Here is a 13,714-nt window from a genome sequence, read left to right as displayed (position 1 = left end):
GTAATGACTGAATCGGTATATTCGCCCTCTGCTATGCATGTAAACTCTCTAGCAGATAAGCTCAAAGCCATAAATCAAGAACATATATTAGATATCTGGCCCTCCCTTTCTCCAAAACAACAACAAAGACTTTTTCAGCAGCTCACCTCTGTAGATATTGATTTTTTTCGTAAGCAACAGCAACTGCTTTCCTCACCAACAGCAATTCTTAAAGATTTTCATCCGATAACGTCATTTGCCTCTTCAGGAGAAGATCCAGAACGAGCTCATGCAGGAACTACGCTACTTAAAGAGAAAAAAGTTGCCTGTGTAGTCCTGGCAGGGGGACAAGGCTCAAGATTGAAGTGCGATGGCCCTAAAGGGTTATTCCCTGTTTCTCCTATTAAAAAGAAGCCGCTGTTTCAGTTGGTAGCAGAAAAGGTACGTGCTGCAAGTAAACTTGCAGGTCAACCTCTTCCTCTAGCATTCATGACCTCTCCTTTGAATACCCGACAAACACGTTCTTTTTTTGAATCCAACGACTACTTCCACCTAGATCCAAATCAGGTGGATTTTTTCTGCCAACCACTTTGGCCCCTCCTCACCCTATCTGGAGACCTATTTCTTGAAGATATGGACACTCTAGCTCTTGGTCCGAATGGCAACGGTTGTATAGCTACCCTTCTCTATACTTCAGGAGTATGGGAGAAATGGAAAAATGCTGGCATAGAAATGGTAAGTGTGATCCCCATTGACAATCCTTTAGCGCTTCCTTTTGACGTAGAACTCTGTGGATTCCATGCGATGTCTAACAACGAGGTAACCATAAAAGCGGCTCTACGTCAAACTGCTATTGAAGATGTGGGTATTCTTGTAAAATCTCATGATTCTGGAAAAACTTCTGTTATCGAATACTCTGAAATTCCCCAAAACGAGAGATTCGCTCTTAATGAAGATGGAAAATTAAAATACTGCCTTGCAAATATCGGTCTTTACTGTCTCTCCATGGACTTTATCCGCCACGCCGCCTACCAACAGCTGCCCCTGTATAAAGTCCACAAGCATGCCAAGCAACTAGGCCATACCTCCTTAAATGAGAAAAATGCTTGGAAATTTGAAGAGTTTATCTTTGATCTATTTTGTTATAGCGACCATTGTCAAACTCTTGTGTATCCTAGACAAGAGTGCTTTGCTCCCCTAAAAAATCTGGAGGGCAATCATAGCCCTGATACAGTAAGACAAGCTCTCTCTGACCGAGAGCGCCAACTCTTCCACAAAGTCACAGGAAAAAAGCTCTCTCCTAACACAACATTTGAATTAGAAGCTGATTTTTATTATCCTTCAACATCAACTTCCCTACATTGGGAAAACAAAGCATTTTTCGAGGAACCATTTTTTGAGGCCTCATGAAACAACACATCGGCTACTTAGGTATGGGAATTTGGGGGTTTTGTCTAGCCTCCCTACTTGCGAATAAGGGATATCCTGTTGTGGCATGGTCCCGGAACCCTGACCTAATCAAGCAATTACAAGAAGAACGACGTCATCCTTTAGCTCCCAATGTTGTCATCTCTCCAAACCTTTCATTCACTACAGACATGAAAGAAGCGATCCACAATGCTTTCATGATTGTAGAAGGAGTGACCTCCGCAGGAATCCGTCCCGTAGCAGAGCAATTAAAACAAATCACTGACCTCTCGGTCCCCTTTGTAATTACCTCTAAGGGAATCGAGCAAAATACAGGACTCCTCCTCAGTGAAATCATGCTCGAAGTGCTTGGAGATTCCGTGACTCCATATTTAGGGTATCTCAGTGGTCCTTCCATCGCTAAAGAGGTCCTAAACGGTTCTCCCTGTTCTGTCGTAGTCAGCGCTTACGATTCACAAACTCTCAAACAAATCCACGAAGCTTTTTCCCTCCCCACCTTCCGAGTCTACCCTAATACCGATATTAAAGGTGCTGCTCTCGGAGGAGCTTTGAAAAATGTGATTGCTATTGCCTGTGGGATTGCTGAGGGATTATCGTTTGGAAACAATGCAAAAGCAGGCCTTGTGACCCGGGGATTGCATGAAATGCGTAAACTCGCCGCTATCATGGATTGTAAACCAGAAACTCTAAATGGCCTTGCAGGTCTTGGAGATCTTTGTGTTACCTGCTTCTCAGAGTCGAGTCGGAATTTACGGTTCGGGCACCTTCTTGCTCAAGGTCTTACTTTCGAACAAGCAAAAGCAAAAATTGGGATGGTAGTCGAAGGAGCCTACACAGCACTTTCTGCATACCAAGTCGCCAAACATCATAAAATCGATATGCCCATCACTACGGGAATCTATCGCGTTCTCTATGAAAATCTTGATCTCAAAGAGGGCATTGCTCTCCTCTTACAGAGAAATACAAAAGAAGAGTTCCTATAATCTTTCAGAAAATTAAAGAATCCAGGTGAAAAAAAGACCCGAGACCTACAACATTCTAAGATCCTACCCGTCACTTGTCTTTTCATTTGTACATTTTTTATACCATCTGGTAAAGAGGACTTAATCATTAAAAGCAAATAAGGCCCCTTTGACATGAATAGCAAGATGCTAAAACATTTACGTTTAGCAACCCTTTCCTTCTCTATGTTCTTCGGGATTGTATCTTCTCCCGCAGTATATGCCCTAGGGGCTGGAAACCCTGCAGCTCCAGTACTCCCAGGTGTGAATCCTGAGCAAACGGGATGGTGTGCCTTCCAACTTTGTAATAGTTACGATCTTTTTGCTGCTCTTGCAGGAAGCCTCAAATTTGGGTTCTATGGAGATTATGTCTTCTCAGAAAGTGCCCATATTACCAATGTCCCTGTCATTACCTCCGTTACGACTTCAGGCACAGGAACAACGCCAACCATTACCTCTACAACTAAAAACGTAGACTTTGATCTTAACAACAGCTCCATCAGCTCGAGCTGTGTTTTTGCAACCATAGCTCTACAGGAAACATCCCCAGCTGCCATTCCCCTTTTAGATATAGCCTTCACTGCACGTGTCGGAGGACTTAAGCAGTACTACCGCCTCCCTCTCAATGCTTACAGAGACTTCACTTCAAATCCTTTAAATGCAGAATCTGAAGTTACAGATGGTCTCATTGAAGTCCAGTCAGACTATGGAATTGTCTGGGGTCTGAGTTTACAAAAAGTATTGTGGAAAGATGGAGTGTCTTTTGTAGGGGTGAGCGCTGACTACCGTCACGGTTCCAGTCCCATCAACTATATCATCGTTTACAACAAGGCCAACCCCGAGATCTATTTCGATGCTACTGATGGAAACCTAAGCTATAAAGAATGGTCTGCAAGCATCGGCATCTCTACGTATCTTAATGACTATGTGCTTCCCTATGCATCCGTATCTATAGGAAATACTTCAAGAAAAGCTCCTTCTGATAGCTTCACAGAACTCGAAAAGCAATTTACGAATTTTAAATTTAAAATTCGTAAAATCACAAACTTCGACAGAGTAAACTTCTGCTTCGGAACTACCTGCTGCATCTCAAATAACTTCTACTATAGTGTAGAAGGCCGTTGGGGATATCAGCGTGCTATCAACATTACGTCAGGTCTGCAGTTTTAGTTTTTAAATCCAGAAATTACTGTGGTATACATCCCATTCAATAATTTCAAAGATGCAGATACTAAACTCCATTGTTGTTGCATCGCCTTAAGCTCTAAGTCCAACATCAGCTGTTGCGTTTGAGCTAAGTCTCCATAATTCTGCACATCCGTAAGGACTGTAGTGAAGAAATTAAGTAGGCCTCCTTCATTCACAGCAGTCGTGATATCCACCTTACCATCGACAAGTACCTTCTCGTCATTCTGCAAGGCAATGATAGATAAATCCCCACCAACAATGCGATACGAAGGATCATATTTATTTAAACCAGGAACAAAGGTTATGGATGCTAAATTTGTCATCACATCAGTTAACTGTGTATGAATCACATCTAAAGATTTCGTATAGCTGGCAATGATATCCTCAATTTGTTTCTTCTGTGCATCAGTCAGACTCACATTTGCTTTAACAGAAGCCGACATGTTCGCTAACGCAGCTTTAGCTTTTACTGTACTTGCTATGTCCAGGCGACATTGAGAGACTTCGTTGTTATAGCGCGATAAAATCATCTCATAACCATACGCGAAATTCGCAGTGCCACTCGTCTGAGATATGTACGATCCTAAATTGTAGTTGATAGGAGCAGAGTTAAAGCTCTTAATCATATCTAAAAGAGGACTAAATAAATTTTGCGCATATCCTGATAGGTTTAACTCCCTTCCAAGAGCATAAAGGGCTTCCTCTTGAGCAGGAATGTACTTATCAAGGAGAACATAGGCAAATGCAGATTGTAAAGGCATCTTATCAGCAACAGGATCCGCAGTAGGCTGCACTCCTGAAGTTGCTGTTGCCGCTTGTGGGGCTGCCTTTCCTAAGTGCTGATGGAAGATCTTCTCTTCCTTCTTACGCGACTCGCGACTACTCTGATCTGCCAGAGATGCTTGTATAATGGCAAGTTCCGTACCCGTATTTATAAAACCCTGTTTCATAGATGTCAGGAATGCCTTCCCTAAATCTAAGTTTCGAGCTTCTTTTATCACATCTTTTAAGACTGTAAGATGTCGGGAAAGTGTCGTGGCATCTACATAATCTACAGTTGTAGCTACAGAAGGATGATACGATTCTTCAAACACAGGAGCGACTGCCGTAAGTGGAAGGCTATTTCTTTTTTCTATTTTCGGATGCATAATATTCTATTTCCTAAGTACTAAGATTTAATCCTTCTCGCAATCTTCGAAACCATTTGGTTTAATAAAGCAAGGGCAGCACTTACAAGAGTCCATTCCTGTTGCATTGCTGATGATTCTAATTGCAGAGCAAGCTGTTGGTTCTGGTTAAACGTTGAAAAATCTTGTTGTGAAGACTCCATAGCCTGTAAGAGCTGTTGCTGACCACCTGGGGTAATTCCATTTTGCCCACCTTGAATCACAAAACTCTCAAATGTAGCTAACTGCCGTTTCCAATTATTAAAAGGTTCTGTGAAGATTTCTGCAGTAAATGCCTCATACGTAGCATTAGGGTCATTCACAGCTTTAAGGGTGAGCCCTGATAAGAAACCCAGTAAACAAGATAAATTGCGAATCAGATCGTCGCTTTGAGACTTGAAGTTTGTTAACGTATCCACAAGCTCACGAATTTGTGACTTTGATAACTCTGCATCCGCCTTGATCTCAACGAGCATCTTATCAATAGCCGCTTTTATCTTATTGCAGCGGGTAATATCTGCCATCGCTCGTGTTTTTTCATCATTCAAAACACCCACAGCCTTACCAATAGGATCCGCTACCGCTTGCAAATTCATCTGTTTCAAATATATAGATAAAGAATAATAAATATCGGCAGATTGAAACGTAGTGATCTCTTTGATTAGTTCGTTGAGATACTTAGCAGCCTTATTAGAATACGTCATCTGTATCCCTAAGGAGGCAATCACGTTCTGCTGCGTAGGCAAATACTTATCCAACATCAATGAAGAGTAGACCATCTGCAAAGGAGCTGTGGTTACAAAAGACTCTTTGTTGGCTTTCATAGTATCAAAATACTTCAACAAAGAAGGATCCAAAGAATTTTTCTGCGTTTGGAAGGTTGCTATCTGTGTACTCCAACCGGAAATTAGCCCATCCAAAGCCGTAATAGATCTATTAGCAGCATCCTCTATAGTTTGATACATACTACGTGACATCAAATTATACGGATACCGTAAGAAAGATGCAGCCTGACTTAAGAAAATAGGATTGATCTCGTTTACTTTATTATTTTTGAAAAGATCTATGCCTCTATATGAAGTGCCGCTCTGTATATTAGTAGCAAATTGGTCAAAAACCTGATCACTAGTTACATCAAATCCATTTGCTCGCGCTTGCCAGTAACTTTTTTCTTGATTAATAGCATCTATGTAATTTTGCTTAGCCGGAGTGCTAGTTCCATAGCTCATTCCAAAAATAGTGGCACAACACTGATAGGTATAGATAACACCAAGGAGAGTATCGAGTCTCATGGTAGTAGGTAGAAGAGTGTTGGATGCAATTATCGTCCCATTCACACCATTTTGGAAACTACGAATCTGAGCAATAATTTCCTGGGGAAGACTTGTATCTGTATTGGGGAGCATATTCTCAGTCAGCTGACGATAGTTCCCACTCAAATTTAATAAACTTTGAATCACCCCAGCATCGCGAGCATTATACTCTGCATCTGCTGGATAGTGCGTCGCCTGTGGATCCGTCCATCCTGGATTCAAAATGTCCTTTAATATGCTATAAAAGTTCTTTAGATACTGTTGGACCTCCTGAGCAGCGGTAATATTAAGAGAAAGATCCGCAATCTGAACATTAAGGTAATCCGTAACAGGATAGGAAAGTACCTGCATGTTATTGTAAATTGTCATGATCTCCTGCCAAAAAGCATGAACCTTACTTTTAGGAGGAGCATCCGCTGCTTTCAAAGCCTCGATTTCCTTCACAAAATCACCAGGCAACGCATAGAGAGCGTTATAATCAGCGTCTGTTGGTGTCGAACCAGCAGCAAATTTAGGCTTAAGATTATTCAAGAGCGTTATATAGTTAAGTATAATAGCACTCTCAGGATTCGAAGGATCTATACCCTCGGGAGGGGTAACAGAATCTAAATAACTCTTGAAGACCTTATCCAAGCCCTCAACGAAAATTTTAGACGTTTCAAAATTAGGGTTTTGGAGGATAGCCTTTACCTCGTCATCAGTAAAGGTCGGCATTGTCCTATCTATGATTCCAGCAGAAATCCCTGGACGTGAGGATTCTTCTGTAGGAAGATAGGAAATTGAGGTTTGAACTTGGGCGGGACGAAGTGCCTCTGCACTTAACTCCTGAACTAAACCCAAAGCATGTTTTAAACCCTGAGCTTTATCTTGCAACTCTTGGAAAAATAGAGCGCTGCAAGAAAGTTCGATAGCTGACGTATCAATCTTACCACCAGATAAAGCAGTGGTCACATTGGGGGTGAAATTAATGTAGCTCGGTTGTAGCGTCACGGTATTTATCAGATAATAATAATCAATTATTCTTAATTTTATTTAAAAAATAATTTATAAAAAATAAGAAATAATTGTTATTAAAACTAACTTATAAATAACTAATGACTTTGATTTTTATTTTTCTTTTAATTCTGATTTAATTCGCAACAACTCATCAGTAATCTGCTGCGGACAATCCGAACCAAAGATCTTCAAATACTCCCCAATGTTCTCAACTTCAGCAAGCCAACCCTCAGCATCTACAGAGAACAGTTCTTGTACAGTTTGTAGGTCAAGATTCAAGCCATTGAGGTTGAATTTTTGAATGTTAGGAAGATAACCAATAGGCGTGCGCTCTGCAATATCTTCCAGACCATCAGTCCTTTGGAATATCCATTCTAGAACACGTAAGTTTTCACTAAAACCAGGCCAGAGAAACTCCCCTTGATTATTCTTACGGAACCAATTGACTCCAAAAATCTTAGGAAGCTTAAGACTTCTATTCTCAGCAAAGGAAAGCCAATGCTGGAAGTAATATGCCATGTTATACCCACAGAAAGGAAGCATGGCAAAAGGATCGTGGCGGAGTTTACCTAACTGACCAACAATAGCTGCAGTTGTCGTCGATGACATCCCCGCTCCTATAGTCACTCCGTGTTCCCAACTTAAAGCTTCGTAAACTAAAGGAATGGTTTCGGAACGACGTCCGCCAAAAATAATAGCATCTAAGGGAACACCCTGAGGACTATTCCACTCAGGATCTAAAGAAGGACACTGACGTAAAGGAGCTGTAAATCGAGAATTCGGATGGGCAGCAGGACTCCCTCCAGGCTTCCAAGGCTTTCCAAGCCAATCTGTTAAAGGCTCTGGTGGTTGCTCCGTTAATCCCTCCCACCAAACATCCCCATCGGCAGTCAAGGCAACATTCGTAAAAATAGAATTCGACCTGCAAGTTGCCAAAGCATTGGGATTTGTACGCTCAGAAGTCCCAGGAGCAACACCAAAAAATCCATATTCTGGATTTACAGCATACAACCTGCCGTCACGACCCGGACGGATCCAAGCAATATCATCCCCAATACACTCAATCTTCCAACCTGGAAGTTTAGGCATCAACATAGCTAAATTTGTCTTACCACAGGCACTCGGGAACGAAGCAGAAAAGTATTTTTTCTTCCCTTCAGGATTGGTAATTCCAATAATCAACATGTGCTCAGCAAGCCAGCCCTGAGATTTTGCCATGTAAGAAGCTAAGCGAAGAGCCACACACTTCTTACCCAGTAAAGCATTGCCTCCATAACCACTTCCAAAAGACATCACACTACTATCATCTTGAAAATGTACAATCCGCATTGATTTCGGATTGCAAGGCCAAGAAACATCGGCCTCTCCTGGAGATAAAGGCTTACCCACACTATGTAAACACTTTAAAAACTTCCCCGAAGTCCCTAAAGAACGTAAAACATCATCACCCATACGAGTCATGATCTTCATAGAACAAACGACATAAGGAGAATCTGTTAACTCAACACCTACAATAGAAAATGGAGAGTCTAAAGGACCCATACAGAAAGGAACTATATACAGAGTGCGCCCCTGCATACATCCACGAAAAAGTTGATGCAACTCCCTACGCATCTCTTGAGGATCTCTCCAATTATTCGTAGGGCCTGCCTCTGCTTCCGTCGAAGTGCAAATGAAAGTAAATTGCTCTACCCGAGCGACATCATCAGCAGACGAACGGACCAAAAAGCAATTGGGATGAAACTCAGGATTCAAACGGATCATCGTCCCTGTACTCTCCATAAGAGTGCAGAGCTCATCATACTCGGTATCCGAACCATCACAAAGACGTATGTCCTTCGGAGTCGTTAATTTAGCAACCTCATCAATCCAAGATTTCAGACCTTCATGCTTGATGTTGGTGCTCCATACCATGACTATACCAAATTCCCTTTACGCTTCTTAAACTGATCTAAATGTTCCAAAGCTTTCCCGGTTCCTAAACAAACTGCCAGCAAAGGATGCGGTGCTGTAATCACAGAAAGTCCTGTGTTCTTACTCAAAGCCTTATCTAATCCCTTAATTAAAGCGCCCCCTCCAGCTAAAACCATACCACGTTCTACTAAATCAGCAGAAAGTTCTGGTGGACACTTCTCTAATGTCAAACGTACACATTCTATGATCTGCTGAATAGGTTCAGCCAAACACTCTCTAATCTCCACAGAATTAATACGCTTGGTAATCGGCAAGCCCGCCACCTGATCACGACCTCGAACTTCCATCTCCAACTCCTGATCCCCTAAAGGATAGGCCGAGCCAATGGTAATCTTGATTTCTTCAGCAGTACGAGGACCTATCATTAAATTGTACGTACGACGCATGTAGTTAATGATACACTCATCAAATTCGTCCCCAGCAATACGCAAAGAACGAGATTCAACAATTCCTCCCAAAGAAATAATAGCAATCTCGGTAGTGCCTCCTCCAATATCAATAATCATACTCGCTGCAGGCTCATGAACAGGCAGATCCACACCTATCGCAGCAGCCATAGGTTCTTCAATTAAGATTACTTCCTGAGCCCCAGCATGTAATGCAGAATCTTCAACAGCACGTTTTTCTACTCCAGTAATCCCAGAAGGAACAGCAATTAAAATTCTTGGGCGAAAAACACTACGAGAAGGAGTTACACGTTTAATTAAAGCCTTTAACATGCCCTCAGCAATCTCAAAATCAGCAATTACCCCATCCTTCATAGGACGCACTGCCATAATCTTTCTGGGCGTCTTACCCAACATCGCTTTCGCCTTATGCCCTACAGCAAGCACTGCATGCGTCTGTGCATCCACAGCAACTACAGAAGGTTCACTAAGAACAATACCCCGACCTCGGACATAAACCAAAGTGTTTGCAGTGCCTAAATCAATGCCAACATTACCAGAAAAAAAATTAAAGACCTTGTCGAAACGACCCAAAGCCCTGTTGTAAAGGCGATTGGAAAAATTCTTAAGTTTAAACAGATTGCGATGTGGACTCATAAAATCATATCTGCAGCAATTCCAATACTTCTTCCCAAGTTAACTTGGATACAACCTCATCATCAGAGTTAATCACTTTCTTTACAAGGCTCTTTTTCCTGTTCTGCAAAGTAAGGATTTTTTCTTCAATCGTGTTCAAGGTTACCAATTTATAGGAAGAGACAGAACGGCTCTGCCCAATACGATGGACTCGGTCAGTCGCTTGATTCTCTACAGCAGGATTCCACCACATGTCGTAGTGAATCACTGTATCAGCACCGACAAGATTCAAGCCCGTGCCCCCAGCTTTTAAGGAAATTAAGAAAACCAACAAGCTAGGATCTTCATTAAACTGATTCACTAAATCTAGTCTGTTCTTGGTGGAACCATCTAGATAGACAAAAGGAATGCCTCGAGACTCTAAATCTTTCTTAATAATGCCCAGCATCTTTGTATACTGACTAAAGACCACAGTCTTATGCCCAGAATCCACAAGAGAAGAAAGTAGATCCATCAACATATCATACTTTGCTGAATCCCCAGGCTCTGGAGCATCCTTAGCAAAAATAGCAGGATGACAGCAAATTTGCTTTAACCGAGTCAAAGTTGCTAAAACATGAATATGGATACGCTCAAAACCTTCCTGCTTGACCAAACGTGAAAGCTCTTGCTTCGCAGAAGCTGCATAGGACTGATACAGCTCCTTCTGAGATTCTGTAAGATGACAGTGATATAAAATCTCAGAGACTGGAGGAAGATCTTTCAATACATCTTCTTTCATACGACGAAGAATAAAAGGTGAGACCTTTTTCTTAAGCGCAACCATATTGTCAGCTTTATTGCCCATATAGTTGCCCGTACGTATGTACTTTCCAACAAAGCGATCGTAGCTGCTCAATAAACCAGGCATTAAGAAATCAAAAAGACTCCATAACTCTTCTAACGAGTTCTCTATCGGCGTTCCAGTTAATATCAACCGATGATCCGATTGAATCATCTTCACCGATTTTGCATTCCGAGTCGTACGATTCTTAATGTGGTGCGCTTCATCTAAAACAACATAGTCAAAACGAAAGCTCTTATATAACTCCACGTCTTTCTGTAATAAATTATACGAAGTAATCGCGACGTCGCGATCAGCTAAAGCCGTTAACTGCTTCCGTCTTTGAGAAGGAACTCCATCAATAACTAAAGTCCTGAATTCAGGATTAAATTTACGGAACTCTTCCTTCCAGTTATAAACTAAAGAGGTAGGACAAACAATCAAAGAACAGCCGCTGCCTTTCTCTAGTTTACTCTGAGTAACAGCAATAATCGCCTGGAGAGTCTTTCCAAGTCCCATATCATCAGCTAAAATCCCGTTGAGATGCATTTTTCTCAAACGCTCTAACCAATGTACGCCCTCGGTTTGATAGCTACGTAACGTTGCCTGAATCTGCTGAGGAACATCTTGGAAATCAAACTCGATCTCACCACGAATTTGCTTCTGAATCTCTATAAGCCTTTCAGACATGGAAAAGTTCACAGGAAGTGCTTCAAACTGATCTAACGAAATTCCCGTTAAACTCCATAAAGGACACTTCTGAACTAAGTCATCTAAAACTTTAAATCCTATTTCATTAAAAATCTGCACCACAGGAGCAATTTTTTCTAAGTCTAAGACTAAAATACAAGGCAACTTACCCGAATTCACCTTACCGCGCCGCGTTCCCTTAGATTGCTGACCCGCTTTAGGAAGCTCTAAAAAGCGCTTTTTCGCACTAATGCAGTCCCACAATAAATCTAAAGGCACTCCTTTCAATAAACCATGAACCTTAAGGTCTGCCTCATAATAATTAATGTCGCTCCCTTCTCGGAACGATAATTCAAAGATCGTCTCATCATAAATAAACTGACCTGAAAGATTTTCCGGACAGTTAAAAGTAATGCGATGTTGATTCGCAGGGATCGTCTCCGTCATAAATTCCACGATCTTCTTCTCACTTTTAACACGAAAAGCTCCATCGCGTTCATCATAAATAAAGCCTGAGAAGACCTCTTCCAACATCTTACGCTCTTCAACCAGATTTCTGGCTAAGATTCCCTCATCACTAATAAAGGCACGAACATCCTGATATTGCAAAGCCAAAGATGCTGCTGGAACCCGTAAAGAACCATAAAGGAAATGTAATTTTGCCTCTAATTCCCCGTCCAAATAGCTCATATCACAAATGGCCCGGACCTCATCTACATAAGGAAGTGTCACAAAGGAATTCAAAAGGTGAACATTCGCAATTTCAGCATATTCCTGAAATACAGGAAGAGCATTCTCACGGAACGAACCAAACAAAGCCTCTGGAATTGCTATATCTCGCAAACGACTAAAGGAACGTAAATGCGCACGCTTGATCTGAGGAGAAAACCGATGATAAACAAAATGATGAATAATCCCTGGAGCATCCGACTCTAATAACATGGTCTGCTCAGGCTGAACTTCATCATCATCAACAAGAATCACAGGAGTCATTAACAACGCTTTGTAGGGCATGTCAAAGAAGTCTAAGTTAAACTTCATCTTAGCCGGAGTTAATGACCAACACAGAGGCTCTTCAAGATTTCCACAGAATAACCCTGAAAAACTCTCTTTTTCCCCTAAACTTCCTCCTCCACGATCTGCCAGTTGATGTTCAAACATCTTTGCAAGAATCACACCTAACGCAGGAGGCATCAAATACGCAGATTTTAATAACTTCTCTTCGGTTGTATGATTGGGGTAACGGACATAGCGAATCAATAAATCTATTAGCTTGCGATCGGAAGCATTAAACGATTGCATCGTAAAGAAAAACCGACGCCCATTCAATACAATTGGCTCCTGATACAACACCCCTTCCAAAAAGGTACGGATATTAGAGATATAAAAAGGCTTGGAACGACACGGTAAACGAAGTACTAATTGAAACTCTATAGGCTGATTGGCAGGAGCAAACGTATCCTCATTTACAGAAACAAATAATACAGCAAGCTCAGCAGAATCCTTTTCTAAATATTCTAAAGGTAGGAAAAAAGGATTCGCACTTAAAGCATTTGCAGCGTGAACATACTCTCTTAAAATCTCTTTTTGATGCTCACGATCTTTACGCTCTTCTTCCTTTGTGGCAGCAGCGACAAAAGTTTCCTTGAGCTCCTTTTTTACTTCCTCGTTGATCTCGTGATCCGTTTCTAAATCAGCACTACGAGCATAGGCTACTACCATCTCATTAAAATATTGCTCTAAATAGAATAATAGTGCGACGATGTGCTGGCAGTCGTAGTTATACGAACAATCACAGTTGGAATCCACAGTATCGGATTCCGAGCGATCAACTTCAATCTCACACTCATAAATGTTGTCGTACAAGCCCCGAACCTGAGCGCTGATGCAGACAGTCTCTCCATTCATCGAAAGGATTTTCGCATCAATCACAGCCCCCTGCTCAAAAAGTTTTTTACCATCTTGTAAAATATTGGCTGAAAAATCCCGGCGTAACTTGCGAAAATTAAGCATTTCTCCTCTGGAATAAGAGTGGATAATATAATCTGCTTACTTGTACCTGTTTACCCATGCTAAATCAATGAAAAATTTTATCAAAGCCCTTCTCAGGGGGAAGAGACACGAATTTCTATGA

General features: G+C 41.5%; 8 protein-coding genes. 3 read left to right on the top strand and 5 right to left on the bottom strand.

Features of this window, described 5'->3' with window-relative positions:
* Positions 1-3 precede the first annotated feature (3 nt).
* From CPB_RS04415 to CPB_RS04405, 3 genes are all read left to right on the top strand, one after another.
* Entirely contained in the window at positions 4-1,389 is a 1,386-nt protein-coding gene (locus CPB_RS04415) for a UTP--glucose-1-phosphate uridylyltransferase (protein ID WP_010883491.1), read from the top strand.
* Positions 1,386-2,390 (top strand): NAD(P)H-dependent glycerol-3-phosphate dehydrogenase, encoded by a 1,005-nt coding sequence (locus CPB_RS04410; protein WP_010883490.1) that lies wholly within the window; start codon positions 1,386-1,388, stop codon positions 2,388-2,390. The genes CPB_RS04415 and CPB_RS04410 overlap by 4 nt, the downstream gene beginning before the upstream one ends.
* 153 nt (positions 2,391-2,543) lie before the next feature.
* Positions 2,544-3,578 (top strand): outer membrane protein B, encoded by a 1,035-nt coding sequence (locus tag CPB_RS04405; RefSeq protein WP_010883489.1) that lies wholly within the window; start codon positions 2,544-2,546, stop codon positions 3,576-3,578.
* Here the strand turns inward: CPB_RS04405 and CPB_RS04400 are convergent.
* From CPB_RS04400 to CPB_RS04380, 5 genes are all read right to left on the bottom strand, one after another.
* Positions 3,575-4,744: a CT620/CT621 family type III secretion system effector gene (locus CPB_RS04400; RefSeq protein WP_010883488.1), complete on the bottom strand. Its 1,170-nt coding sequence runs from the start codon at positions 4,742-4,744 to the stop codon at positions 3,575-3,577. The genes CPB_RS04405 and CPB_RS04400 overlap by 4 nt on opposite strands.
* 20 nt (positions 4,745-4,764) lie before the next feature.
* Entirely contained in the window at positions 4,765-7,065 is a 2,301-nt protein-coding gene (locus tag CPB_RS04395; RefSeq protein ID WP_010883487.1) for a CT620/CT621 family type III secretion system effector, read from the bottom strand.
* 117 nt (positions 7,066-7,182) lie between these two features.
* Positions 7,183-8,985, bottom strand: a complete 1,803-nt coding sequence (locus tag CPB_RS04390; protein ID WP_010883486.1) for a phosphoenolpyruvate carboxykinase (GTP) — start codon at positions 8,983-8,985, stop codon at positions 7,183-7,185.
* Between the two features lie 2 nt (positions 8,986-8,987).
* Positions 8,988-10,088, bottom strand: a complete 1,101-nt coding sequence (locus tag CPB_RS04385) for a rod shape-determining protein (RefSeq protein ID WP_010883485.1) — start codon at positions 10,086-10,088, stop codon at positions 8,988-8,990.
* A gap of 4 nt (positions 10,089-10,092) precedes the next feature.
* Positions 10,093-13,593 carry a DEAD/DEAH box helicase gene (locus tag CPB_RS04380; RefSeq protein ID WP_010883484.1) on the bottom strand — a complete coding sequence of 1,167 codons (3,501 nt, stop codon included), beginning with the start codon at positions 13,591-13,593 and terminating at the stop codon, positions 10,093-10,095.
* Between the last annotated feature and the right edge of the window lie 121 nt (positions 13,594-13,714).

This window comes from Chlamydia pneumoniae TW-183, from assembly GCF_000007205.1.
GTDB classification, from domain to species: Bacteria; Chlamydiota; Chlamydiia; order Chlamydiales; family Chlamydiaceae; genus Chlamydia; species Chlamydia pneumoniae.
Note: the sequence above shows the minus strand (reverse complement) of the source record. Positions and strands in the feature narration are given on the sequence as shown.

Coding starts and splice junctions, on each gene's coding strand:
- CPB_RS04415 (WP_010883491.1), top strand. CDS start 4: ATGACTGAATCGGTATATTCGCCCTCTGCTATGCATGTAAACTCTCTA.
- CPB_RS04390 (WP_010883486.1), bottom strand. CDS start 8,985: ATGGTATGGAGCACCAACATCAAGCATGAAGGTCTGAAATCTTGGATT.
- CPB_RS04405 (WP_010883489.1), top strand. CDS start 2,544: ATGAATAGCAAGATGCTAAAACATTTACGTTTAGCAACCCTTTCCTTC.
- CPB_RS04410 (WP_010883490.1), top strand. CDS start 1,386: ATGAAACAACACATCGGCTACTTAGGTATGGGAATTTGGGGGTTTTGT.
- CPB_RS04380 (WP_010883484.1), bottom strand. CDS start 13,593: ATGCTTAATTTTCGCAAGTTACGCCGGGATTTTTCAGCCAATATTTTA.
- CPB_RS04385 (WP_010883485.1), bottom strand. CDS start 10,088: ATGAGTCCACATCGCAATCTGTTTAAACTTAAGAATTTTTCCAATCGC.
- CPB_RS04400 (WP_010883488.1), bottom strand. CDS start 4,744: ATGCATCCGAAAATAGAAAAAAGAAATAGCCTTCCACTTACGGCAGTC.